This window comes from Microbacterium sp. UFMG61 (genome assembly GCF_015354505.1).
Lineage (GTDB): Bacteria > Actinomycetota > Actinomycetes > Actinomycetales > Microbacteriaceae > Microbacterium.
The window spans coordinates 1-24,638 of record NZ_JACAFP010000023.1; the positions used below are offsets into that span (position 1 = coordinate 1).

Annotated in this window: 24 protein-coding genes and 1 pseudogene; 5 read left to right on the top strand and 20 right to left on the bottom strand. The window is 68.4% G+C overall.

Annotated features, from left to right (window positions below; all coding sequences use genetic code 11):
• Positions 1-40 precede the first annotated feature (40 nt).
• Entirely contained in the window at positions 41-673 is a 633-nt protein-coding gene (locus IXW21_RS17665; protein ID WP_323742308.1) for an ABC transporter ATP-binding protein, read from the bottom strand.
• Positions 580-2,223, bottom strand: a complete 1,644-nt coding sequence (locus tag IXW21_RS17670; RefSeq protein WP_323742309.1) for an ABC transporter ATP-binding protein — start codon at positions 2,221-2,223, stop codon at positions 580-582. Before IXW21_RS17670 ends, IXW21_RS17665 begins: the two co-directional genes overlap by 94 nt.
• Before the next feature lie 171 nt (positions 2,224-2,394).
• On the opposite strand from IXW21_RS17670, the gene IXW21_RS17675 reads away from it, so the two are divergent.
• Positions 2,395-3,426: a S66 family peptidase gene (locus IXW21_RS17675; RefSeq protein ID WP_194765545.1), complete on the top strand. Its 1,032-nt coding sequence runs from the start codon at positions 2,395-2,397 to the stop codon at positions 3,424-3,426.
• Positions 3,427-3,488: 62 nt separating this feature from the next.
• Here IXW21_RS17675 and IXW21_RS17680 read toward each other — a convergent pair whose 3' ends face one another.
• Positions 3,489-4,949, bottom strand: a complete 1,461-nt coding sequence (locus IXW21_RS17680) for an MFS transporter (RefSeq protein WP_194765546.1) — start codon at positions 4,947-4,949, stop codon at positions 3,489-3,491.
• A gap of 148 nt (positions 4,950-5,097) precedes the next feature.
• Between IXW21_RS17680 and IXW21_RS17685 the strand changes: the two genes are divergently transcribed.
• Together IXW21_RS17685 and IXW21_RS17690 are read left to right on the top strand one after the other, a co-directional pair.
• Entirely contained in the window at positions 5,098-5,595 is a 498-nt protein-coding gene (locus IXW21_RS17685; protein ID WP_194765547.1) for a metallophosphoesterase family protein, read from the top strand.
• A 56-nt stretch (positions 5,596-5,651) separates the two neighbouring features.
• Positions 5,652-6,113, top strand: a complete 462-nt coding sequence (locus tag IXW21_RS17690; protein ID WP_228528741.1) for a GAF domain-containing protein — start codon at positions 5,652-5,654, stop codon at positions 6,111-6,113.
• Between the two features lie 9 nt (positions 6,114-6,122).
• Here the strand turns inward: IXW21_RS17690 and IXW21_RS17695 are convergent, their stop codons facing one another.
• From IXW21_RS17695 to IXW21_RS17715, 5 genes are all read right to left on the bottom strand, one after another.
• Entirely contained in the window at positions 6,123-6,488 is a 366-nt protein-coding gene (locus IXW21_RS17695) for an HNH endonuclease (protein ID WP_194765549.1), read from the bottom strand.
• Between the two features lie 36 nt (positions 6,489-6,524).
• Positions 6,525-8,264 (bottom strand): glycoside hydrolase family 35 protein, encoded by a 1,740-nt coding sequence (locus IXW21_RS17700; RefSeq protein WP_194765550.1) that lies wholly within the window; start codon positions 8,262-8,264, stop codon positions 6,525-6,527.
• A gap of 73 nt (positions 8,265-8,337) precedes the next feature.
• Positions 8,338-9,693: an ABC transporter substrate-binding protein gene (locus tag IXW21_RS17705; RefSeq protein ID WP_194765551.1), complete on the bottom strand. Its 1,356-nt coding sequence runs from the start codon at positions 9,691-9,693 to the stop codon at positions 8,338-8,340.
• Between the two features lie 67 nt (positions 9,694-9,760).
• Entirely contained in the window at positions 9,761-10,606 is an 846-nt protein-coding gene (locus IXW21_RS17710; protein ID WP_194765563.1) for a carbohydrate ABC transporter permease, read from the bottom strand.
• Positions 10,607-10,652: 46 nt separating this feature from the next.
• Positions 10,653-11,570 (bottom strand): carbohydrate ABC transporter permease, encoded by a 918-nt coding sequence (locus IXW21_RS17715; RefSeq protein ID WP_194765552.1) that lies wholly within the window; start codon positions 11,568-11,570, stop codon positions 10,653-10,655.
• A 160-nt stretch (positions 11,571-11,730) separates the two neighbouring features.
• Here IXW21_RS17715 and IXW21_RS17720 point away from each other — a divergent pair, with 160 nt between their 5' ends.
• Complete coding sequence (locus IXW21_RS17720) at positions 11,731-12,714, top strand: LacI family DNA-binding transcriptional regulator (protein ID WP_194765564.1); 984 nt, start codon at positions 11,731-11,733, stop codon at positions 12,712-12,714.
• On the opposite strand, the gene IXW21_RS18330 is transcribed toward IXW21_RS17720, so the two are convergent.
• From IXW21_RS18330 to IXW21_RS17740, 5 genes and pseudogenes are all read right to left on the bottom strand, one after another.
• Positions 12,715-13,746: an MFS transporter gene (locus IXW21_RS18330; RefSeq protein WP_323742311.1), complete on the bottom strand. Its 1,032-nt coding sequence runs from the start codon at positions 13,744-13,746 to the stop codon at positions 12,715-12,717.
• Between the two features lie 46 nt (positions 13,747-13,792).
• Positions 13,793-14,281 (bottom strand): annotated as a pseudogene (locus tag IXW21_RS18335) (MFS transporter); the annotation flags it as partial.
• Between the two features lie 44 nt (positions 14,282-14,325).
• Positions 14,326-15,033, bottom strand: a complete 708-nt coding sequence (locus IXW21_RS17730; protein WP_323742312.1) for an ion channel — start codon at positions 15,031-15,033, stop codon at positions 14,326-14,328.
• Positions 15,030-16,463 (bottom strand): DUF2252 domain-containing protein, encoded by a 1,434-nt coding sequence (locus IXW21_RS17735; protein WP_194765553.1) that lies wholly within the window; start codon positions 16,461-16,463, stop codon positions 15,030-15,032. Before IXW21_RS17735 ends, IXW21_RS17730 begins: the two co-directional genes overlap by 4 nt.
• Positions 16,460-17,866, bottom strand: coding sequence for a hypothetical protein (locus IXW21_RS17740; RefSeq protein WP_194765554.1), 1,407 nt, complete (start codon positions 17,864-17,866; stop codon positions 16,460-16,462). The genes IXW21_RS17735 and IXW21_RS17740 overlap by 4 nt, the downstream gene beginning before the upstream one ends.
• A 393-nt stretch (positions 17,867-18,259) precedes the next feature.
• Between IXW21_RS17740 and IXW21_RS17745 the strand changes: the two genes are divergently transcribed.
• Entirely contained in the window at positions 18,260-19,345 is a 1,086-nt protein-coding gene (locus tag IXW21_RS17745) for an ATP-binding protein (RefSeq protein ID WP_194765555.1), read from the top strand.
• A 16-nt stretch (positions 19,346-19,361) separates the two neighbouring features.
• On the opposite strand, the gene IXW21_RS17750 is transcribed toward IXW21_RS17745, so the two are convergent.
• The 7 genes from IXW21_RS17750 to IXW21_RS17780 form a co-directional block, all read right to left on the bottom strand.
• Entirely contained in the window at positions 19,362-19,721 is a 360-nt protein-coding gene (locus IXW21_RS17750; protein WP_194765556.1) for a Fe-S protein, read from the bottom strand.
• Between the two features lie 53 nt (positions 19,722-19,774).
• Positions 19,775-20,248: a 6,7-dimethyl-8-ribityllumazine synthase gene (gene ribH, locus IXW21_RS17755; protein ID WP_194765557.1), complete on the bottom strand. Its 474-nt coding sequence runs from the start codon at positions 20,246-20,248 to the stop codon at positions 19,775-19,777.
• A complete protein-coding gene (ribA, locus tag IXW21_RS17760) occupies positions 20,245-21,513 on the bottom strand; it encodes a GTP cyclohydrolase II (RefSeq protein ID WP_194765558.1) in 1,269 nt (422 codons plus the stop codon). The genes ribH and ribA overlap by 4 nt, the downstream gene beginning before the upstream one ends.
• Entirely contained in the window at positions 21,510-22,139 is a 630-nt protein-coding gene (locus IXW21_RS17765; RefSeq protein ID WP_194765559.1) for a riboflavin synthase, read from the bottom strand. Before IXW21_RS17765 ends, ribA begins: the two co-directional genes overlap by 4 nt.
• Positions 22,139-23,173: a bifunctional diaminohydroxyphosphoribosylaminopyrimidine deaminase/5-amino-6-(5-phosphoribosylamino)uracil reductase RibD gene (gene ribD / locus IXW21_RS17770; RefSeq protein ID WP_194765560.1), complete on the bottom strand. Its 1,035-nt coding sequence runs from the start codon at positions 23,171-23,173 to the stop codon at positions 22,139-22,141. Before ribD ends, IXW21_RS17765 begins: the two co-directional genes overlap by 1 nt.
• Positions 23,174-23,443: 270 nt before the next feature.
• Complete coding sequence (locus tag IXW21_RS17775; RefSeq protein ID WP_194765561.1) at positions 23,444-24,307, bottom strand: Fpg/Nei family DNA glycosylase; 864 nt, start codon at positions 24,305-24,307, stop codon at positions 23,444-23,446.
• Between the two features lie 33 nt (positions 24,308-24,340).
• On the bottom strand, positions 24,341-24,638 hold a 298-nt coding region (locus IXW21_RS17780), incomplete at its 5' end, for an integrase core domain-containing protein (protein WP_194765562.1).

Consider the following 24,638-nt stretch of genomic DNA (forward strand, 5'->3'; position numbering starts at 1 on the left):
TCCCGCCTTCGCGTACTTCGTTGTCGACCCGCAGGATCGATCAGGCGAGCAGCTGGTGTCGTGCCAGATCGCGGTAGAGCGGCGTCGACTCCACGAGTTCGGCGTGCGTGCCCTGACCCACGACGGTGCCGTCCTGCAGTACGACGATGATGTCGCTGTCGACGACGGTCGACAGGCGGTGGGCGATCACCACGAGCGTGCGGTCGGTCGAGACCGCATCGATGGCTTCGCGCATGCGCTGCTCGTTCACGCCGTCGAGTGACGACGTGGACTCGTCCAGCAGCAGGATCGGCGCATCGGTGAGAAGAGCGCGGGCGATCGCGAGGCGCTGACGCTCGCCGCCAGACAGCATGACGCCGTCTTCGCCGACCGGCGCCTGGAGTCCGAGTGGATTGCGCTCGAGGACCTCACCCAGGTTCACCGCGCGAAGCACGCGCTCGCACTGTTGGTCCGAGGCGTCCGGCGATGCCAGGCGCAGGTTGTCGGCGAGTGTGCCCGCGAGGGTCGGAGCATCCTGCTCGACATAGCCGAACTGGGCGCGCAGCTCGTCGCGCGGGAAGGTCCGGGAGTCGTGCCCGTTCACGCGGATCGACCCTCCGGTCGGGTCGTAGAAGCGCTCGATGAGTGAGAGGATCGTGCTCTTGCCGGCGCCGCTCGGGCCGACGAGCGCCACCCGTGACCCGCGGGGCACCGAGAACGAGACGCCGCGAAGCACTTCTCGCGGTTTCGACGGAGAGGGAGCGTCGGCGGCCTCGAGATGCGCGTCCGCGAGCAGGCTGCGGGCTGCCTCGGCCGCGGNAGGGTCGGAGCATCCTGCTCGACATAGCCGAACTGGGCGCGCAGCTCGTCGCGCGGGAAGGTCCGGGAGTCGTGCCCGTTCACGCGGATCGACCCTCCGGTCGGGTCGTAGAAGCGCTCGATGAGTGAGAGGATCGTGCTCTTGCCGGCGCCGCTCGGGCCGACGAGCGCCACCCGTGACCCGCGGGGCACCGAGAACGAGACGCCGCGAAGCACTTCTCGCGGTTTCGACGGAGAGGGAGCGTCGGCGGCCTCGAGATGCGCGTCCGCGAGCAGGCTGCGGGCTGCCTCGGCCGCGGCCCTCCGCGCGGCGACCACGTTCGCGGGGTACTGGAACCTCACATCGCGGAACTCGACGGCCGGAGCGTCCTGTGCGAAGGCGTCGCGCTCGATCGCGGCGGCGATCTCGGCATCCCGGTTGGTCTCGGTCGGCAGGTCGAGTACCTCCTGAATGCGTCCGAGCGCCCCGAGAGCCTGGTTCACCGAGGTGATCGCACCGAAGGTGGTCGCCAGCGGCATCACGAGCATGAACAGGAAGAGGATGAAGGTGATGAGCGAGGCGATCGTGATCGTCCCGTCGGCCACGCGGAAACCTCCCACACCGAGCACCACGAGAAGCGAGAGCTGCAGGGCGACGCCGGCGATCGGCACGACCAGCGAGGAGATCTTCGCGATGCGGACGCCGATGCCGAAGGCCTCGGAGGCGAGCGCGGAGACGCTCTCGGTCTCGCGCTCGGTCGCTCCCGACGCACGCACGGTGCGGATGGATCCGACGGCCCGCTCCACTCCGGAGGCGAGCTCGCCGACCTTCACCTGCTGCTCCGAGGAGGCCGTGCGGATCCGTCCGCTGAGCAGGGTGACCACGACCACCGAGATGCCGATCACGATCACGATGAGGAGCAGCAGCACCGGGTCGATCACGAGCATCGCGATCAGCGCGCCGACGAACAGGATCGCGCTGCCGACGGCATCCGCGAGGCCCTGCGTCAGCACGGCGTACAGCAGAGTCGTGTCGGTGCCGACGCGCGAGACGAGGTCTCCCGTGCGGCGGGCGTCGAACTCGCTGATCGGCAGGTGCAGGATGCGCGCGATGAGCTTGCGCCTGCTCGAGTACACGATCGCCGTGCCGGTGCGCTGCAGCAGATAGTGCTGATACCCGGAGAGCACCGATGACACGATCACGAGCGCGATCAGCACCCAGACGAGGATGCCGAGACCCCGGTCGGATTGCACGGCCTCGATGACCTGTCCGACCAGGAGTGGCTGGGCGAGCGAGGCCGCCGCGCCGAACACGCTGAGCACTGCGACCACGATCAGCGTGCGCTTGTGCTCGAAGAGGAAGGGGAGGAGCTGGCGGAAAGTGGCGCGCGGACCATCCTGCGGCGCGCCGCGCCCGCGTCGGCGTGATGTCGCCGTGCTGGACATGCGGAACCTCGTTCTGAAAGGGGTAGTTCGACCGTACTTCGTGTCCGCCCGAATTCTGTGGATGGGCTGTGATCTGCCCGCTCTCGAATCGCTCACTTTGCACATTCGAGCGAGCGAAACCTGCAAAGTGAGCGATTCGAAGGGTGGCGGGGTGGCTGACAGACTGGGCGGATGCTGTCCGCACCCAAACTCGTCGCCGGCGACAAGGTCGCCGTTCTCTCACCCGCCTTCGCGGCACCCGCCGTCGCGCCGGAGATCCATGAGCAGGCCCTGCAGCGGCTCAGGGAGCATACCGGGCTGATCCCCGTGGAGTATCCGACCACGCGCCAGCTCGGCGCGAGTCCCGAGGCGCGCGCCGCCGACGTCAATGCCGCGTTTGCCGATCCTGAGATCCGTGCGATCGTCGCGACCATCGGCGGCGACGATCAGATCCTGGTCGTGCCGCACCTCGACCCGACACTCGCGCTCGCCGATCCCAAGCCCTTCCTCGGCTACAGCGACAACACCAACATCCTGAACTGGCTGTGGAGCCTCAGCATCCGCGGCTATTACGGTGGATCGACCGCCGTGCACCTGGGACCCGGACCCGCCGTCGACGATGTGCATCTGCGATCCCTGCGCGCGGCCCTGCTCGACGGCGGTGATCTCGAGATCACAGAACCCGGCGAATCCGAAGACGTCGGACGCCGGTGGGTGGACCCCCGAGCCCTCGCCGAGTACGGCGATCGGATCGACACGCCGGAGTGGACGTGGGCCGGGCCCGCCGTGCGCGTCGAGGGCCGGACGTGGGGCGGCTGCCTCGAGGTGATCGATCAGCTCGCCCTCGCCGACCGGCTGCCGGACCCGGAGACGCTGCGCGACACCATCCTGCTGCTGGAGACCAGCGAGGAACGTCCGGCCGCGAGCTGGGTCGCCCGCTGGGTCCGCGGGCTCGGCGAACGGGGGATCCTCGACGCCGTGGCCGGGGTCGTCGTGGCACGCCCGCCGGTCAGCGACTTCGAGTTCCACCCTTCCGAGGAAGAGGCCGACGCGCTGCGCGCAGCGCAGCGGGACGTCGTGATCGAGACGGTCGCACGATACAACCCCGCAGCGGTGGTCTGCGTCGGCGTGCCCTTCGGCCACACGCGGCCGCAGTGGATCGTGCCGTACGGCGGGATCATGACCCTCGACGGGGCCGCGCGCACGGTGCACGCGGCGTACTGAGCGTCACGCGACGAATGGCGGCACCTCGCGAGGAGGTGCCGCCCTTCGTCGTCGTGCGGGAGTCAGAGCTCGACGGCTGCCGCGACTCCGAGGTCCTCCTCGTAGTCGTTGTCCTTCGTCTCCTTCGACAGGATCAGCGCGATGAACGTCAGGACGCCCATGGCCGACAGGTAGAGACCGACGAGCCAGGGAGCGCCGCCCCCGAGCTCCCACAGCCACAGAGCGATGATCGGTGCGACGGCAGCGCCGAGGATCGACGAGACGTTGTACGCGATTGCGGATCCCGTGTATCGCACGTTCGTGGGGAAGAGTTCGGGCAGCAGTGCGCCCATGGGACCGAACGTCGCTCCCATGAGCATGAAGCCGAACACGAGGAACGCCTGCGCGAGCGCGCCCGTGAACTTCGGGTCCATCGCCGGGAGGAGGAAGGCGTTGAACGTGAGGCCGAACACGATGATGAGTCCGGTCACCCAGAGCAGCAGCTTGCGGCGACCGATCGCGTCGGCGATGGGGCCGGAGAGCAGGGTGAAGATGCCGAAGAACACGACGCCCACGATCTGCATCAGCACGAAGTCGGTGTAGCCGAAGCCGAGGCCCGGATAGAACTGCGCAGCGAAGGCCGAGGCGTCGAAGTCCTTGCCCGTGGCCTCGGCCGCGGCCTGTGCGGCCGCGGAGGCCGTCTCGAGCGTGGCCGGCTTCGTGCCGTAGGCGAGCGTGAAGTTCGTCATCAGGTAGAAGAGCACGTACGTGGCCAGCATGATGAACGTGCCGAGGATCAGCTGCTTCCAGTGGTGGCGGAACACGGTAGCGAGGGGCAGCTTGCGGATCGCGCCCTTCTTCTCGGCCTTCTTGAACGTGTCGGACTCGACGAGCTTGAGACGCACCCACAGGCCGATGATGACCATCACGGCCGAGAACAGGAACGGGATCCGCCAGCCCCACGACAGGAACGCCTCGGACTTGAGCGCCGGGTTCTCGGCGTGCGGCAGCAGCCAGTTGATGCCGAGGAACAGGAAGTTCGCGATGATGAAGCCGAGCGGCGCTCCCAGCTGCGGGAAGGTGCCGTACCAGGCGCGCTTGCCCGCCGGAGCGTTCTCCGTGGCGACCAGAGCCGCCCCCGACCACTCGCCACCGAGGGCGAAGCCCTGGGCCAGGCGCAGGATGAGCAGCAGCAGAGCGGCCCACCAGCCGATCTGCTGGAACGTGGGCAGCAGGCCGATGATGAAGGTCGCGATGCCCATCGTGAGCAGCGAGGCCACGAGAGTCGCCTTGCGTCCGAACTTGTCGCCGAAGTGTCCGAAGATCACGGCGCCGATGGGGCGCGCGACCATCGCGGCGCCGAACACGGCGAACGACGACAGCAGCGAGGTCGTGTCGTTGCCCGTGGGGAAGAACAGCACCGGGAAGACGAGCACGGCCGCGGTCGCGTACGCATAGAAGTCGTAGAACTCGATCGTGGTGCCGACGAGGCTCGCGGTGATGACGCGCGATCGCGGATTCGCGGGCGCTGTGGTCGTACTCATACTGCTCCTTAGCTCTGCGGCCCGGTATACCAAGGCACCGAGAGATCCTACGCCTTCCTGAACGTTTGCTGGGTACGTATGACGGCTGGTCTGTCCGTCTGCGTAGAGTCGGACGCGGACGCTCGAGCCCACCTGAGACGGGAGAGATGTGACGACGCGACTGCTGGTGATCGCCGACACCCATGTGCCTGCGCGCGCGAAGCGCCTGCCGGACGCTGTGCTGCGGGCGGTCGACGACGTCGATGTCGTCGTGCACGCGGGGGACTGGATCGACCTCGCGACCCTCGACCTGCTCGAGTCACGTGCGCGGATGCTCGTGGGCGTCTTCGGGAACAACGACGGCCCGGCCCTTCGCGAGAGGCTGCCCGAGATCGCGCGGCTGAGGATCGAGGAGGTCGAGATGGCGGTGGTGCACGAGACCGGGCCGAAGCAGAGACGCGAGGAGCGGATGGACGAAGCCTTTCCGGGCATCGACCTACTCGTGTTCGGGCACTCGCACATCCCCTGGGATACGGTCGCCCCGTCGGGCATGCGTCTGCTGAATCCGGGGTCGCCGACCGATCGGCGACGTCAGCCGGTGTGCACGATGATGTCGGTCACGATCGACGGCCGACACATCGATGCCGCACTGGTGCCCCTCGCATGAGCCCTTCATCACGCACGAGCCCCAGCGACGAGGCTCCCTCCGTCTACCGTGCCCCGATGCGATCGCGCGACGACGACGTGGCCGACGGCCCGGCCGTCGAACGCGCTCTCGCACTCGGCGTGTGTGGAGTGGGCGGCAGACTCGACGACGCACCGGACTCGATCGCCGATGCGCTCGTCTCGGTCGACGCGGTCTACGGAGAGCAGATGGCGCGCCGACTCGACCGGTTCGCGTCTGTCGTCGAGGGCGCGTTCGTCTGGACGCGCGACTCCGACGGGTTCCTGTGGCTGGGCCGGATCACCGGGCCGTGGCGCTACGACGCTTCAGTCGAGGCGCGAGATGTCGACCTCGTGCACGTGCGGTCGTGCGACTGGCTCGATCGTCCGGTCGAGGCCGCAGCGGTGCCGCCCGGAGTGCACGAGGCATTCGCGCGCGGTGGCCGCAACTGGCAGAGCATCACCCGGGCAGACGCCGCTCGCCTCACCGCCGCCGTCTGGAAGTCTCGGACGGGCGGGTAGCGAGGCCGGTCACTCGGTCTGGCGCAGATCCCGGAGGATCTCGCCGTATCGGGTGAGGAAAGCGCGCTCATCGAGGCGCTTGCGGCGTAGCCACGAGGTCACCTCGTCGTTGCGCTTGCTCGCATTGCACGACCCGCACGCGGGAACCACGTTCTCGACGGTGTAGCGCCCGCCCCGGGAGATCGGCATCACGCAGTCGCGCTGCATCGCGATGCGCGTCGCTCCGCAGTAGGCGCACCCACCCCACGCATCCTGCAGCGAGATCCATTGCTCGGCGGTGAGGTCGTTGTCCGCCCGCGCCACGCGGACCTGACGTCGCTTCGCGTAGCGGGCACGCGCAGCGGGCGTGGGAGTGGAGAACCTTCGGCGCGGCACACCCACACGCTACTGCGTCGGTGCCGCGCCCGACGGCTATTCCTCGGTGTCGCCCAGGTCCAGCGCGGCGACGAACTCGGCCGTCGGTGCGAGCACGTGCTCGAGCTCCAGCACGACGAGCCTGTTGGTGCCCGACGTCGTCGCGGGCGCGGGCACGTAGAGCGTGCGAGTCGGTCCGTTCCGCCAGTAGCGCCCGAGGAAGAATCCGTTCACGAACGCGTAGCCTTTGCTCCACGACGTGGTGTCGAGGAACATGTCGGTCGGCGAGTCGAGGTCGATCTCGGCGGTCCAGGCGGAGGGCCCGGTCGTCTCATCGGATGCATCCGCAGGCCCCACCGCGATGCTCGCCGCGATCGCCGCGACGTCGAGCGGTGTCGAACGCCAGCCCGTCAGCGATTCGCCGTCCAGGGAGACGTTTCCGACGAGTCCCTTCTCCTCGCCGAGTCGGTGGTCGTAGTTCACCCGCCCCAGCTCCTCGACGAGGATGCTGAGGGTCCCTCCCGCGGGGATGCTCAGCGCGCGGTCGTGACGCGTGCGCGACAGCGTGCCGATGCGCTGGCCGTCGACGCTCACCCACGCGAGATCGCGCACCTCGTCGAAAACGAGCCGGCCACCCCGCCCCTCGGGGAGGTCGACGTCGTAGCGCACGAGAGCACTGAGGTGCTCGAGCCGGTCGAACGTCGTGGGCGACTCCGTGGTGGCGGCGCTCGCCGCGGCATCCGTCCACGCTCCCGCGGGGGCGAGGGGCACGGAGAACGCGGGGGCCGGATTGACGGCAGCCGGAAGCTCGTCGGGCACGGGCGCGTACTTGGCGATCACATCGCGGAACGCGAAGAACTTGGCTGTCGGGTTGCCGGCTTCATCCAGAGGCGCGTCGTAGTCGTAGGACGTGACGATGGGAAGATAGCGACCCTTGTGGTTCGCGCCGTTCGTGAGCCCGAAGTTCGTGCCGCCGTGGAACATGTAGATGTTCACCGAGGCGCCGGCGGCGAGCAGATCGTCGAGATCGGCGGCGGCAGCGGCGACGTCGGTCGTGTGGTGGACGCCGCCCCACCAATCGAACCAGCCGTCCCAGAACTCGGAGCACATGAGCGGGCCGGTGGGCTGGTGCGCACGCAGCGTGGCCAGTCGTTCGGCACTGCGGGAGCCGAATGAGCCGGTCTTGTGCAGGGTCGGCAGGCTGCCGTCGGCGAGCATCTGATCGGTGGGCTGGTCGACAGTGGTGAGCGGCACGGTGATCCCGGCCTCGCGGGTGAGCGCGACGAGAGCCTCGAGGTAGGCCTTGTCGGAGCCGTAGGCGCCGTACTCGTTCTCGATCTGCACCAGCACGACGCGACCACCGCGGTCGATCTGTCGGGGCGCGACGATCTCGTACACGCGACGCAGGTAGGCGCTGATGTCCTCGAGGAACGCGGGATCCGAGGAGCGCAGCGGGCGGTCGCCGGCCGTGAGCCAGTTCGGCAGCCCGCCGTTGTGCCACTCGGCACAGATGTAGGGACCGGGGCGGACGATCGCGTCCATCCCCTCCGCCTGGATCAGATCGAGGAAGCGACCGAGATCGTTGGCGCCGGTCGCGTCCCATTCGCCGCGACGCGGTTCGTGCGCATTCCAGGCGACGTAGGTCTCGATCGTGTTGAGCCCCATCTGGCGGGCCTTGCGGATGCGGTCCTGCCACTGGTCCGGGTGCACCCGGAAGTAGTGGATGGCTCCGGAGATCACCCGGTGCGGCTGACCGGCGCGGAGGAAGTCGGACTCGCCGATGGAGAAGGAGGTCACGATGAAGTGCTTTCGATGGGGGAGGTCGCGTCAGCCCTCGACGGAGCGAAGGCTGACGCGACCAGACGTGCGATTACTTGTTGACGGCGAAGCCCTGCTCGTTGCCGTACTGCTCGAGCGCGTCCTGCCAGGACACGAGGCCCTCGTTCAGGTCGGTGCCGTTCTGATACGACTGGCCCACGGTGTCGCCGAAGATGCTGTTCGCGTACACCTGGTAGGGCAGGTAGCCCCAGCCCTCGACGACCTCGTCCGCGGCAGCGGCGAGGACCTCGTTGATCTTCTGACCGCCGAAGTACTCGGGTGCGTCGGCGAGGAACTCCTCGCTCGACAGCTCGGCCGTGGTCGACGGGAATCCGCCCGACTCGAGGAAGATCGAGATGCTCTCCTCCGAGTTGTTCAGCCACCACAGGAAGCCGGCCGCGAGTGCCGGGTTCTTGCTCTGCTTCGTCACGGCCTGGCCGCCGCCGCCGTTCTCTGCGGTCGCCGGGGTGCCGTCATAGGTCGGCATCGGGGCGACACGCCAGTCTCCGGCTCCGTCGGGTGCGCCGGAGATCAGGTTTCCGGGCATCCAGGCGCCGATCACGAGGGTCGCGAGGCTGCCGTCGCCGAGTGCGCGGAACCACTCGTCGCTCCAGCTGTTGTACGGGGCGAGCAGGTCCTCCTCGACGAGGCGGTTCCAGTTCTCGGTCCACTTCTTCGAGCCGTCGTCCTGCAGGTCGATCGTGACGTCGGTGCCCGAGGTCTGGAACGGCTTGCCGCCGGCCTGCCAGATCATCGACGTCGCGAAGCCGGCGTCGCCGGTGTCGTTGGTGATGTAGGCGTTCGGGTTGGCGGCGTGGATGGCCTTCGCTGCCTCGTAGTACTCGTCCCAGGTGGTGGGAACGGCCACGCCGGCGGCGTCGAAGACGGCCTTGTTGTAGAAGAGGGCCATGGGGCCCGAGTCCTGCGGCAGACCGTAGATCGCGTCGCCGTCGGTGACGGAGTTCCACGTCGAGGCGGTGTAGTCATCCTCGAAGTCGGCGAAGCCGTACTGCGAGAGGTCGACGAACGCGTCGGTGAGGGAGAACTGCGGGAGCGCGTAGTACTCGATCTGCACGACGTCGGGGCCGCCCGAGCCCGCCTTGATGGCGTTCTGCAGCTTGGTGTACTCCTCGTTGTTGGTGCCCGCGTTGACCACGTTCACCGTGACGTTCGGGTACTCCTTCTCGAACGCCTCGACCTGAGCCTCGGCGGACGGGGTCCACGACCAGTACGTGATCTCGCCACCGGCCTCGAGCGCTGCCTCGACCGAGTCGAACGATCCGTCACCGGCGGCGCCGCCTGCGCCCGAGTCGCCCGTGCTGCAGCCGGCCAGCGCGAGCGCTGCCACGGTGCCGGCGGCGAGCACCGTGAGGGTGCGCCGTGCGGCGGGAGAGGGAAGGTGCTTCATTGCTGTGTCCTTTCGGGGGGTGCGGTCCAGCATCGGACCGACGATTTCGATGCAGGGGTGCAGGGAGCTACTGCTTGACGCTTCCTGCGGTGAGACCTGACTGCCAGAAACGCTGCAGCAGCAGGAAGGCGATGACGATCGGGATGATCGTCAGGAGCGAACCCATGATCACGAGGTTGTAGATCGGCTGGGATCCTGCACCGATCGCCTGCGAGCTCCACTGGTTGAGGCCCACGGTGAGCGGGTACCAGGCGGGGTCGGACAGCATGATCAGGGGCAGGAAGTAGTTGTTCCAGGTCGCGACGACGGTGAACAGTGCCACGGTGACGATGCCGGGTGCGAGCAGCCGCATCGAGATCGTGAAGAAGGTGCGGAACTCGCCCGCGCCGTCGATGCGCGCGGCCTCGAGCAACTCGGTCGGAACGGATTCGGAGGCGAAGACCCAGATCAGGTAGAGACCGAACGGGCTGATGAGCGACGGGATGATCACGGCCCAGGGCGTGTTCGTCATGCCCAGCTCGCTGAAGAGCAGGAAGGTCGGCACTGCGAGAGCGGTGCCGGGAACGGCGACCGCACCGAGGACGACCGCGAACACGGCGCGGCGGCCGGGGAAGCGGTACTTCGCCAGACCGTAGCCCGCCATGGTGGCCAGCAGAGTCGCACCGCCCGCGCCGACCACGACGTAGAGCAGGGTGTTGCCGAGCCAGCGCAGGAAGATGCCGTCCTGGTACGAGAAGGTCGCGACCAGGTTGTCGAAGAACGCGAAGTCGTCGGAGAACCACAGCCCGAAGGAGCTGAACAGGCCGGCCTGCGTCTTGGTGGAGCTGAACAGCAGCCACACGAGGGGTACGAGCGTGTAGAGCGCGTACGCGACCATGACGATCAGCAGGATCTTCGACTTGCGCGGATTCATCAGATCGTGGCGCTTCTGCGAGGGACGTGCGAGGGGGAGTGCCATGTCAGCGCACCTCCGACTTCGAGCCGCGCAGCTGCACGACGTAGGCGATCACCGCGGTGATGACGCCCATGATGATGGCGATCGTCGCGGCGTAGTTGAACTGCTGCCCGGCGAACGACAGGTTGTACGCGTACATGTTGGGCGTGAAGAACGTGGTGATCACGTTCGGAGCGAGCGGGCGCAGGATGTTCGGCTCGTTGAAGAGCTGGAAGCTGCCGATGATCGAGAAGATCGTCGCGATGACGAGAGCTCCGCGGACGTTGGGGATCTTGATCGAGAAGATCGTGCGCCATGCTCCCGCGCCGTCGAGCGAGGCCGCCTCGTACATGTCCGTCGGAATCGTCTTGAGCGACGAGTAGAAGATCAGCATGTTGTAGCCGACGAACTGCCAGGTCACGATGTTGCCGATCGACACCAGGATCCACTCGCGGGCGAACGGGGTGAAGACGTCGCTGCCGAGGAAGTCGTTCAGGTTGCTCGTGAGACCGAACTGGTCGCCGTAGATGTATCCCCACATCAGCACCGCCACGACGGCCGGCACGGCGTACGGCAGGAAGATCAGGATGCGGAAGAACGATGCTCCGCGCAGACGGGCGCTGTCGAGGGCGAGCGCCGCGGCCAGCGCCAGCGCGAGCATGATCGGCACCTGCACCACGAGGAAGAGCACGACGCGCCCGAACGCCTCCCAGAACTGGGGATCGGTGAGGGCGCGGACGTAGTTGTCGAAGCCCACGAACGCGGTGCCGCCGATCAGCTTCTCCTGGAAGAAGCTGAGGTACAGCGCGTAGGCGAGGGGTGTCAGGAACACCAGCGCGAACACGACCATGAAGGGGCCGACGAACGCCCAGCCCTTCCAATCGCGCTTCTCGCGCCGGCGGATGCCGTGGTCCGCACGGGGTGCGGAAATTTGAGTCGTCATTGACGAGAACCTTCTTTGAGATCGAGCGCTCACCGCGCCGTGTGTCAACGTCAACATATGCGATGCGCTGGTAGTGTGTCAACGTCAACATATGAATGGATGGTTGATCGTGACCTCGGAGCAGTCGGCAGAGCCGCCGCAGCGGCGGAGAGACCCGTCGATGGAGGACGTCGCGCGTGAGGCCGGTGTCTCCGGGCAGACCGTCTCCCGCGTCGTGAACGCCCGGGGCTATGTCGGGGCGGCGACCAGAGTGCGCGTCGAAGACGCGATGCAGCGACTCGGCTATCGGCCCAACAGTGCCGCTCGGGCGCTGCGATCGGGCCGATTCCGTGCCATCGGCGTCATCATGTTCTCGTTCAGCTCATACGGAAACCAGCGCACGCTCGACGCGATCGCCGTGCGCGCCTCGCAGATGGGGTACGCGCTGACCCTGATCCCGGTCGAGTCGAGTGCGCGCGACACCGTGGCGGGAGCCTTCCGCCGCCTCGAGGAGCACGCGGTCGACGGCATCATCATCGTGATCGAGGCCCACCAGCTCGATGAGGCCGAGGTCGAGATCCCCGACGGGCTGCCCGTCGTGCTCGTCGACTCGAATCGCGGCGAGGGGCACCCCTTCGTCGACACCGATCAGGCGCAGGGAGCACGACTCGCGACCGAGCACCTGCTCGACCTCGGGCACGAGACCGTCTGGCATGTGGCGGGACCCGCCAAGTCGTATTCCGCCGAGCGTCGTCGAGAGTCGTGGCGGCAGACGCTCTCGTCGCGCGGACTCGCCGTGCCCGAGCCGCTGCAGGGGGACTGGACGGCCGAATCCGGCTATCAGGCGGGGCTTCGCCTTCGAGGTGAAGACAGCGTCACGGCGGTGTTCGCCGCGAACGACCAGATGGCGATCGGCGTCGTGCGTGCATTCCGGGAAGCGGGACGCGACATCCCGACCGACGTCAGCGTCGTCGGCTTCGACGGCCTTCCGGATGCCGCGCAGCTCTGGCCGCCGCTGACGACCGTGCAGCAGCATCCGGAGCGCGTCGGCGCGCTGGCGGTCGATGCCCTGCTCGCCGAGCTCGACGGCGGAGACCGCACGCAGACGCCGCTCGTGGGCACCGAACTCGTGATCCGCGCGAGCACCGCACCGCCCCGGGTCTGATCACACGCTCTCTTCGGCGCCGGTTCGGCGACGGACGGCAGCGGCATCGGGGATTCCGCGCGAGAAGAGCATCGACAGCAGTGCGATCAGGATCAACCCCACGAACGCCACGCGCAGCGAAGACAGCTGCGATTCGCGGTAGACCTCGGCGAGCTCACGTGATTCGTCATCGGTGAGACCCGCGGCCTCGCCGATGCCCGCGACGTCCGCGGCGGGCACGACGGTCACTCCGCGGTCGGTCGCCGCACTCACGGTGGCCTTGACCTGTTCGGAGAGGTCGCTCGTCGCGACCCCTGAGGCGAACGACGTGGAGAGAGCGCCGATCAGCAGCGAGCCGATCAGTGCGGTGCCGAGTGAGGAACCGAGGTTCTGGAACACTCCCTGCAGTCCGCCCGCCTCGCTCGTGTCCTTCTCGCTCACGCTCGACATGTTCACGTTGCCCAGCTGCGATGCCAGGAGTCCGAGGGCGGCCCCGGTGAGGAACATCCCGAGCCCGAACAGGCCGCCGCGCAGGTCTTCGGTCACCGAGTCGAGAAGCAGCAGCGCAGAGACCACCAGTACCGACTGCCCGATCCGCACGATGCGGCGGGGAGACCAGCGTCGGGACAGCGTCGTTCCCACGATCGAGAACAGGATCAGCGCGATCGAGAGGGGGAAGATCTTGATCCCCGTCTCGAGCGCGTCCAACCCGAGGGTCATCTGCAGGTACACCGGAACCATGAAGAAGAGACCGGCGGTCACCGCGTACTGGGCGCCCAGCACCGACAGCCCGCTGCGCAGCGAGACGATCGAGAACAGGTCGGGCTGCATGAGCGGGGATCTGCCGTCGCGCACGAGGCGGCGCTGCCAGGAGATGAACAGGGAGAGGAGGATGACCCCCGCGGCGATGCACCAGGCGGTCAAGGAGATGCCGAGAGGGGCGAGGGCGACACCGGCGATCTCGGGTCGGTGCAGGGGGACCACCCACCCCCACGTCTTGCTCTGCAGCATGCCGAACACGATCAGCACGAGACCTGCCGACGACAGGAGCACGCTGCCGATGTCGATCCGTATGCTCTGCCGCGGCGTGGAATCGGTGACGGCGCGCACACAGGACGACGGCCAGCATGATGACCACCTCGGCGACGAACACGAACCGCCAGCTCGAGTAGGTGGTCACGCCGCCGCCGATCAACGGGCCCGCGGCGACCGCGGCGCCGGACACGGCGCCGATGACCGCGAACGCCGTCACCCTGTCGCGTCCCCGGTAGTTGTCGGCAACGAGAGCGGCGATCGCCGGGATGACCAGCACTGCGCCCAGGCCCTCGATGATCGACCAACCGAGGAAGAGGAAACCGACGGTCGGGCTCACAGCCGTGATCAGGGAGCCGAGCGCATAGACGCACGAGCCGATCACGAAGGCTCGGCGGCGACCCCATACGTCGCCGAGCTTCGCGCCGAAGAGCATGAAGGCGGCCATGGTCAGGGTGTAGAAGGTGATCGCCGCCTGCATGGCCGTGACCGAGGTGTTCAGGTCGCTCACGACCGTCGAGATCGACACGTTCATGACCGTGCCGTCGAGCACCATGACGAACTGCGCGGCGCCGAGCACGATGACGACGTTCCACTTCTTCACGGCGTCTCCTCGAATGCGGATGCGGATGTCGTGTCGTAGGGCGAGCGGCGGGAGCCGCGCATGATCCGCGCCACCGCGGTGATCAGGAAGAGCTGTCCGGTGATCGCCTCGGCGACGGCGATGCCCTGCACGCCGGGTGAGACGGGGACGATGTTGCCGTAGCCGGTGGTGGTGAGCGTCGTGAACGAGAAGAACAGCTGACTCGAGAGCGAGTCGACCGTCCCCGCGCCGAATGTCGGCGCGACCGCCAGCAACGCGACGAGGTTGTAGACGTGCGTGAAGAACATGCCCACCAGCACGTAGGCGGCGGTCGCCGCGAGCAGCGCCTCGATGTCGAGGCCGCGCCGATGCATCTGATGGCGGATGATGGCCACCGGGGCGAGCAGGAAGGCGAGGGCGGAGGCGGCGGACAGCACGATGTCGAGCACGTCGCCGCGCAGACCCAGCAGCGCGACGACGAAGGTCGCGGCGGCGGCCGCCGACAGGAAGATCCATGCCGTGTGCTGCACTCGGCGATGTGCCTCGGTCACTCGGAGCACGACGGCGACGGTCACGAGCTGCACCACGAGCACCCAGGGGCTGGGATCGGTCGTGGACTGAGCCGCGCACAGTGCATAGGCGACGATGAGCAGTGCGAGCACCGGCCAGTAGCCGGAGCGCCGATCCCGGACGGCGGTGATGACGGCTCGCATGGCGTGGGTCACCCCGCTTCGCGGCTGCGCGGGAGGCGCCCTGAATCCAGCGCCTCGGTCAGGGCGTCGAAATCGTGCTGGTTCTGCTCGGCATAGGCGGATGCGAAGTCGGCGATCGCCTCGTCGAACGCGGAGCTGCGCCCGAGATAGCCGGCGATCTCGACCCGATCCCCGGACCGGGCGTGAGCGCGGCCGAGTGTCTCGCCGCAGATCCGGGCATACAGGATCGCGCCGCGCTCGGTCATCGCATCCGGATCGATCCCTCCCTTGCCGTCCTGCAGCTGGCGCACGTAGAAGTCGCGGCGCTGTCCGTCGACGGCGGTGAGGGACTGCCAGCCGAGGAAGAGATCACTGGACGCCTGCATGAGACGTTGCCCGCGGACGACGCGCTCTCCGTGACTCTCGAACTCGCTCGCACCCAGGAACCGCTCGAAGACCGAGGCCTGCGCTTCCTTGCCCTGGAGCAGGAGAGGGTCGTCGTCGTCACGGCCGCTCATGAGGATCACCCAGGCGCGCGTGCCCACGCTGCCCACGCCCACAACCTTGCGGGCCATGTGTCGATAGCGGTACTCGGCGATCGGATGCCGATCGCCGATCAGAGTCTTCGGATACGACGCCAACACCTCGTGCATGGCCTCGGCTTCTGCGGCCGCGGAGGCTCCGGCCTCGCGCAGGATGTCCTCGACGGGCACGATCAACGGGGGAGAGGCCGCTATCCTCAGGTCGCCGTCGACGTCGCTCACCAGTTTGCGGAAGGCTTGCCGGTGGTCGCGTCTGCCGGCCTTGTCGATCACCGCGTCCAGGCGGCGGATCTCGCTGTCGCCGGCGCGTTCGTCTCGTCGTTGCTCCCGGATCCACCGACGCGCGCGGTCGGCGTCGAGCCGGTCGTACCAGGCGTCGAGCACGGTCGAAGTCGCGGCTCTTCTGATCGCCGTGCGGTAGCCGTTCGCCGCAGCGAGAAGGCACTCGCGCTCCTCCTCGCTGCGGAAGCCTCGCTGCCGGCATGCCACCGCGAAGCTCGCCGCGAGCCGCTTCACGTCCCATTCGAAGGGGCCGGGCAGCGTCTCATCGAAATCGTTGATGTCGAAGATCATCACCCTCTCGGGGGTGCGGTACAGCCCGAAGTTCGAGAGATGGGCATCGCCGCAGAGCTGCGCGACGATGCCGGTGTGCGGGGTCGCCGCGAGGTCAGACGCCATGATCAGGGCAGCGCCTCGGTAGAACGCCAGTGGTGACATCGCCATGCGGGCGTACCGCACGGGCACGAGTTCGGGAACTCGGGAGCGCCCCTGCTCCTCCAGCAGCGCGATCGGGTCTGTGCGTGCGGGCGGCGGCGTCCAGGCGGCGAGGTCCGCCCTCGGCATCCGCGCCCGCGCCGCACGTCCCGCGTCTCGTCTCGCGGCGAACGGATCGGCGAGGTCCGCGGCGCGCCCCTGTGTCATGACGAGCTCCCGGCGACGACCGCGTCGTCGCGAACGGTCAGGTCGCCATCTGTCGGTGCCGATTCGGGCTCGTCCAGTGGAGGACGCTCGACGACCTCGAGGATCACTACGGCCAGCACCGCCAGCACGAGCGTCCACAGGATGAGCGGGGGTGTCAGCGGGCGCACGAGCAGGACGACGGCTGCGCTCGCGAGGGCGATGATGCCCCGCATCAGCGCCCGCCGGGAATGGAGCCACGTTCCGACTCGTCCGCTGCTCAGGCCTCGTCGCTCGAGAGACGATCGAATCGTCGCGGCACCTCCGTGCACGACTCCCCGCAGACGTCGGGGCACCTCGAACGGTCCTGCGAACCAGATCACGGCCGCCGTGACGAGTGCGAGCACCAGCACCGCCGCGGCAGTGTCGCGCATGGGGCCGGCGACGACCTCGTAGATCGCGCCGCCCGCGTCGGCGGAGATCCCGTTCGCGCGCAGTGCGGTGTCGAAGAACACCCGGCCGACCGCGAGGCCGGCGATCACGATCACCATCACGGAGCCGAGCGACAGGGCTGCGGTGATGCCTGCCACGGAGCGGCGGCGGGCTGCGAGAACCCCTGCCACGAGCAGAAGGATCGAGATCCAGGGGAGCCACAGTCCCGCAGCGATGACCAGCTGGTAGCCGAGCTGCACGGAGGCGAGCGAGTCGAGCTGCGCGACCGTGATGGTCCTGTCGATCGTCGGGATCGACGTGGCGAATCCGATTCCCTGATCGACGAGGACGTCTTTCGCGGCGTCGATGATCGGCGCAAGCTGGATGCCGATCGAGTCGTCGGCGCCGAGTGCGATCGCCGCATCCGGGTCGTTCTGCAGAGCGGAGACGATCTGGGAGTGGCTGATGCGCAGAGCCGAGGCCCACACGTTCGCGAACGCCTCCGAGCCGACGAAGCGCTCGACCATGGTGGCCACCAGCGACTGCAGCCCTTGCGCGGCCGGCCCCTTGAGCACCTCGAGGGCTCGCGTCGCGGCCGGCCTCGTGCCGAGGTCGATCACGCCGTCGATCACATCGTCGGTGAGGGTCGGTATGTCGACCTGCTCGCCGATCGCCGCGACGACCTGCTCGGTCACCGCGGACTGCACGGCCGGATCGCTCGCGAGCATGGAGTAGCTCGCGACGAATCGATCGGTGTCGGTGAGCTGCACGTTCGCCCAGGCGGAGACGAGCGCGACAGGCGCGATCAGTGTGCCGAGCACGATCAGCACGGTCGCCGCCAGCGATCGCCCCCACGTGCGGGAGCGTCGCGGTGAGGATGCTGTCGGTGGCACGGGCGGGAGCGAGTCGGGAGCGGCCCCTGCCCGCAGAGCCGTGTTCTCGGACTCGAGCTCGGCCAGTCGTCTCTGCAGATCCTCGATCGTCGTCTTCGCCATGCGCTGCTCCGTCCTCAGACCTTCGCGTCCTGATGGGGATGTGTACCGTCGGCGTCACGACGGATCCGAACAGGAGCGGCCTGGTGATCGTGACCTGGATTCGGGGCCGCTGTGCTCGAGCGGCGCGCCGCAGGGCGGGGGAGGGGATGGCTCCTCGGCCATGGTGCCGGCGTCGCTCACGGTGTCACTCTCGGACGTGCGGTCTGCCGCCGCGTCACCCGTTCCGGGCGATTTAGCGGCGGAGCCGCCGGTGCCGGCTCTCGCATGGCCCCGGATGCGGACACGACCCTCCGCAATCGGCTTCTGCGCCGCGCCGCGTCACCCGGAAGGTGTGAGGCTGACGCTCGCCGGAGCCGCCAAGCTGGATCGCATGCAGCGGCTGAGGAGAATTCCATGACCGATCTGACCATCGGGTCGATGACCGACGACCCCACCGAAGCGGTACGGCTCGACCCGCGGCGGTTCAACCGTCACACCTTCTGGTGCGGACAGAGCGGCAGCGGCAAGACCTATGCCCTCGGAGTCGTGCTCGAGCAGCTGCTGCTGCACACCGAGCTCCCGATGCTCATCCTCGACCCGAACGCCGATTTCGTGAGGCTCGCCGAGGCGCGGTCGGGCGCTCCGGCGGCACATGCCGAGCACATCGCGCAGAGCGATATCCGTGTGTTCCGTTCCGGGCACGGCGAGGGACAGAAGGTGCACGCGCGGTACGTCGACCTGTCTCCGGCGGCGAAGGCGGCGGTGCTGCAGATCGACCCGATCACCGATGCCGAGGAGTACAACGTCCTCCTGCACTGGGATGCCGGTGCCGCCGATTTCGACGCCGACGAGATGCTCAGGGAGTTCCGGGCCTCGGGCGACCCGGCGCGCGTGCATCTCGCCAATCGCATGGAGAATCTGCAGGTCCTGGAGTGGGACCTCTGGTCGAGGGGCGCAGGATCGGTGGTCGATGTGATCGACGAGAGACCCGCCGCCACCATCCTCGATCTCGGCGGCTTCGACCACCCCGCCGAGCCCAAGGTCGCCGCTCTCGCCGTGCTCGAGCAGCTGTGGGCGCGGCGTGAGAGCCGTCGCCCGCTGCTCATCGTGATCGACGAGGCGCACAACATCTGCTCACCCGAACCGCGCACGGCCGTGGAGCGCGCACTCACCGAGCAGCTCGTGCAGATCGCGGCCGAGGGGCGCAAGTTCGGTCTGTGGCTGCTGCTCTCGACCCAGCGCCCGACGAAGATCCACCCGAACGTGCTGTCGCAGTGCGACAACCTCGGACTCATGCGTGTCAACGCGCCGCGCGATATCGCCGAGCTCGCCGACGTGTTCGGGTTCGTGGGGGAGGACGACATCCGCCGCGCGCAGGGTTTCGCTCAGGGGCAGGCGCTCTTCGCCGGCGGCTTCATCGCGCAGCCCACCTTCGTGCAGATGGGTGAGCGGGTGACCGAGGAGGCCGGAGCCGACGTACGGGTGCCGCTGCGCTCGTGACCCAGCGATCCGCGTCTCAGCGCCAGATCGTGGCGATCGCGGCGTTGAGCGCGGTCAGGATGCCGACGAGCCAGAACATCGCGACGGGCACCGACCCGGACTTGCGCTGCTTCGAGGTGCCGATGCCGAGGAGGGCGCCGATCACGAGCAGAACGACGAGCTTCGTGCCGATCTTGGCGTAGTTCATCTCGACGCCGTCGGGGAGACCCCAGGGCGCCGCGAGGGCGAGGCCCGCGACGGCGGCGATCGTCATGCCGATGCTCATCAGGCGCGTGAACTCGCGCTTTCCGCCGAACGCCTGCACGGCCCAGGCGCCGAAGAGCACGGCGAAGCCGATGAGATGGACGAACAGAACGACGTGGCGCAGAGTCTCCATGCCCTCACGCTAGGAGAACGCAGAGCCCCGGCGCCAGCAAGGGCAGGCTGACCTCAGCCGCGCAGATCGCGCACGACGATGGCCGTGCGCAGCGCCGCATCCGCCGCCTCTGCTCCCTTGTCTTCCTTCGACCCTTCGAGTCCGGCCCGGTCGAGACCCTGCTTCTCGTCGTCGAGCGTCAGCACGCCGAACCCGACCGGCTTGCCGGCGTCCAGCGAGACACGGGTGAGCCCGTCGGTGGTCGCGGCCGAGACGTACTCGAAGTGCGGGGTGCCGCCGCGGATGATCACGCCGAGTGCCACCACGGCGTCGGCTCCACCGGCGAACGCGGCCTGTGCCGCGAGGGCGAGCTCGAACGAGCCGGGCACGCGCACGAGGCGGTAGGCGGCCTCGGCGTCGTCGAGCACGCGCTGCGCACCGGCGATGAGGCCGTCGGTGATGACGTCGTGCCAGGTGCCGGCCACGATGACGACCTTCAGGCCGCTTCCGTCGATCTTCTCGGTCTTGGGTGCTCCCGCGCCGCTCATGCGTCGTCCTTCCGTCCGTCGGCGAGAGCCTGTGCGAGCTCCGCCTCACCGATGATGTGACCCATCCGGTCACGCTTGGTCTCGAGATACTGGTGGTTGTTGGGGCCGACGCCGACGATGAGCGGCACCTGCTCGACGACGTCGAGACCGAGGCTGCGCAGCTGGTTCACCTTGTCGGAGTTGTTCGTCAGCAGGCGGACCTTCGACACGCCCAGGTCGGCGAGGATGCCGGCGGCAGCCGCGTAGTCGCGCGCGTCTGCGGGGAGTCCGAGCGCGAGGTTGGCGTCGACGGTGTCGAGGCCTTCCTCCTGCAGGCTGTAGGCACGGAGCTTGTTGATCAGGCCGATGCCTCGCCCCTCATGGCCCCGCATGTAGATGACGATGCCGCCGTCCTGCTCGATCGCGTCGAGAGCCGCGTCCAGCTGCGGACCGCACTCGCACTTGAGCGACCCGAACGCCTCACCGGTCAGGCACTCCGAGTGCACGCGCACCAGAGCGGTCTCGCCCGGCTCGCCCGAGACGACCGCGATGTGATCGGTGCCGGTGACCCTGTCTTTGTACGCGAGGAAGCGGAACGTGCCGTGCGTGGTGGGAACCGTCGCATCCGCACGCAGGCTCACACGCCGACTGGCGCGCTCCGGCAACCAGCCTGTGGGGTCGATCTCGTTGAGGTGGGCGATGAGCTGCTCGATCGTGATGACCGGAACCCCGTCACGTGCGCCGAGCTCGATGAGACCGGGTAGACGCATCATGCTGCCGTCCTCCGCGACGACCTCGGCGATCGCGCCCACCGGACGAAGGCCCGCGAGCTTCATCAGATCGACGGCCGCCTCGGTGTGGCCGCTGCGCTCGCGCACACCGCCGTCGACGGCGCGGAGGGGCAGGACATGGCCGGGGCGGATGATGCTGGTCGCCGTCGATTCGGGATCCGCGAGGACGTTCAGCGTGTGCGCGCGGTCATGCGCGCTGATGCCCGTCGTCACGCCCTCGGCCGCGTCGACACTGACCGTGTACGCGGTCGATCGGGCGTCCTCGGACGCGGCGACCATGGGCTGCAGGTTCAGATTGTCGGCGAGGTCGGCCGGCATCGGTGCGCAGATGAAACCTGACGACCAGCGCACCGTCCAGGCCACCCACTCGGGCGTCGCGAGCTCGGCGGACATGATGACGTCGCCTTCGTTCTCGCGGTTCTCGTCGTCCGCGACGAGGACGGGGCGTCCGGCGCGCAGGGCCTCGAGGGCCTCGGGGATGGTGGAAAGGCTCATCGCGAGCCTCCTTCCGGTGCTGCCCGGAACGCCAGCAGACGTTCCACATGGCGGGCGAGGATGTCGGTCTCGAGGTTGACGCGGTCGCCGACGGCGCGAGCGCCGAGGGTCGTGGCCGCAAGGGTCTCGGGGATCAGAGAGATCTCGAACCACGAGTCCTCTGCATTGACGGGGCTCACGGCGCTGACCGTGAGAGAGGTGCCGTCGACCGAGATCGATCCCTTGTCGACGACGAGCGGCGCGAGGTCACGGGGCAGAGAGACCCGCAGAACGCTCCACTGTGCGCCGGGGCGCACCTCGACGATGCTGCCGACCCCGTCGACGTGACCCTGCACGATGTGGCCGCCGAGGCGCGCGCCGACCGGCATCGCCTTCTCGATGTTGACGCGCGTGCCGACGGAGGCTCCGCCGAGGGCTGCCACGTCGAGGGTCTGCTTCATGACGTCGGCGTCGAACGTGTCGGCGGTCGAGTCGACGACCGTCAGACACACACCCGAGACCGCGATCGACTCGCCGTGCACGGCATCGGATGCCGCCTTCGGGGCGCGCACGGTCAGCCGCCACCCGTCGCCCGCTGGAGCGATCGCGGTGATCTCTCCGATCTCCTCGATGATTCCGGTGAACATCAGGCGACTCCTTCTTCCAGGTCGGCGGCGGGGTGGGCGATCGCGAGCAGGTCCGCTCCGAGCGGCAGCCACTCGTCGACCGTCAGGCGGTGGGCGGCGGCGATCGAGGCGACGCCGATGTCGGTGAGTGCGAGCTTCGAGCCGCCGAGCAGCACCGGTGCGATGTAGGCGAGCACCCGGTCGGCCAGGCCCTGCGCGATGAAGGCGCTGGCGAGCGTGGGGCCGCCCTCGACGAAGACGCTCTGGATGCCCCGCGAGTGCAGATCTGTGAGCACGGTGTGCAGGTCGTGGGTGTCGTAGAAGAGCGGCGTCTTCGGATGGCGGCGCATCACGGCGTCGTCAGGCGTCGCGCGTGAGCCGATCACGACGGGGACCGGCTGGTCGGCGAACAGCGTGTCGCCGTCGCGTGCGGTCAGCGACGGGTCGTCGGCGAGCACGGTTCCGGTGCCGACGACGATCGCATCGGCCGCTGCCCGGCGACGGTGCACGTCCGCGCGTGCATCCGGCCCGGTGATCCACTGGCTCGTGCCGTCGGAGGCGGCGGCGCGACCGTCGAGCGACTGCGCCCACTTCACGGTCACGTGCGGGCGCCCCAGTCGCTGTGCCGTGAGCCAGCCGCCGATGATGCGTTGCGCGACGTCGGCCTGCTCGCCGGCCTCGACGCTGACGCCTGCCGCACGAAGGCGATCGGCGCCACCGCCGGACACCGCGCCCGGGTCGTCGAGAGCGTAGACGACGCGGTCGATGCCGGCCTCGAGGAGCGCGACGGCGCAGGGGCCGGTGCGCCCCGTGTGGTTGCAGGGCTCGAGGGTCACGACCGCGGTGGCTCCCCGGGCCGCGCCCGGAGCGAGCTTCGAGAGCGCATCGACCTCGGCGTGCGGGGTGCCGGCTCCCTGGTGCCAGCCCTCGGCGAGCACTGTGCCGTCAGGAGAGAGGATGACGGCACCGACCTGCGGGTTCACGCCGCGCGGGCCGAGCGTCGCGAGCTCGAGCGCACGGCTCATCGCCCGTCGTTCCGTCTCGTTGACTGCCATCCGTGGTCCTCTCTGAGGCTCCGGGGGATCTCCTCGAGGAGACGCAGGCAGAAAGCGCGCGCGGCGGCGCACCGTGCTGCCTCCCTTCCGGACTAGCGAGGCTGCGCCTCGCATCACCGTCGGTCCCGGAATTCCACCGGATCGGCATCTCGGAGAACCGAGACGCTCGCGGACTGTCACCGCCGGTTCGGATTCTCACCGACCCCGGAGCACGTTGATGCTCTGAGTGTACTCAACGCGCCCGAACACATTTCATTCCGCGTCGAAGTGCTACTTGAGCAGTCTCGACAGGCGCCTGTCGGCGAGAGGCTTGCCACCGGTCTGACACGTCGGGCAGTACTCGAGAGAGCGGTCGGCGAAGAACACGCTGCGCACGGTGTCGCCGCATACCGGGCAGGCCTCGCCACGGCGGGCATGTACCTGCATGCCTCGACGTTTCGCGTCCTTCAGGTCAGCCGGCGGCTTTCCGGATGCCTCCGCCACCGCCTCCGTCAGAGTCGTCCTCATCGCGGCGAACAGCCGATCGACCTCGTCATCGCCGAGCTTGTCGGCGATCGCGTAGGGCGACATCCGAGCCGCGTGCAGGATCTCGTCGGAGTACGCGTTGCCGATGCCGGCGATGACGCTCTGATCGCGCAGGAGCCCCTTGATCTGCGTGCGCCGGCCCTGGAGCAGCCCGCCGAAGACCTCGCGGGTGAAGGTCGACTCGAGTGGATCGGGCCCGAGCCGGGCGATCCCCGGAACGTCCTCCGGGTCGCGCACCACGGAGACCGAGAGTGACTTCTTCGTGCCCGCCTCCGTGAGGTCGAAACCGCTCTCGTCGTCGAGCGCGACCCTCAGCGCGATCGGTGACTTGCCCGGCTTGATGAGCGTCGTCGGCAGCGTCTCGTACCAGCGCAGCCACCCCGCCTTGGCCAGATGGAACACGAGGTGCAGGTCGGGGCCGCAGGAGAGCACGATGAACTTGCCCCGCCGCGACACGGAGGTGATCTCCGACCCGTGCAACGCCGTGTTCGGCGGATCGTAGGTCTTGAGCGCGGCGATCGCTCCCACCGCCGTGCGCACGATCGTGCGCCCCACGGTCCGCTCGGTGAGGAATGCGGTCAGGCCCTGGACTTCCGGCATCTCAGGCATGCGCTCATCCTGCCATCGGCGTCCGACATCCGACTAGATGTACTGACCTCGACCGTTGTTGATTCGGTCGATAGGGGTCTTGCCTCCGATGCCGAGGTGGGTTCTGTCTAGGTTGTAGTGGTCGAGCCAGGCCGTCAATGCTGCTCGGCGGTCGTCGTTGGAGGTCCAGGGTCGGGCGTAGGCCCATTCGGCGGCGAGGGTGCGGTTCAAGCGCTCGACTTTCCCGTTCGTCCAGGGGCAGTGCGGGCGGATGAACTTCTGCGTGATGCCGTGCGCGTCGATTACGTCTCGAAACGCGGTCGAGTGCCGGTAGGCGAACGCGTTGTCGCTG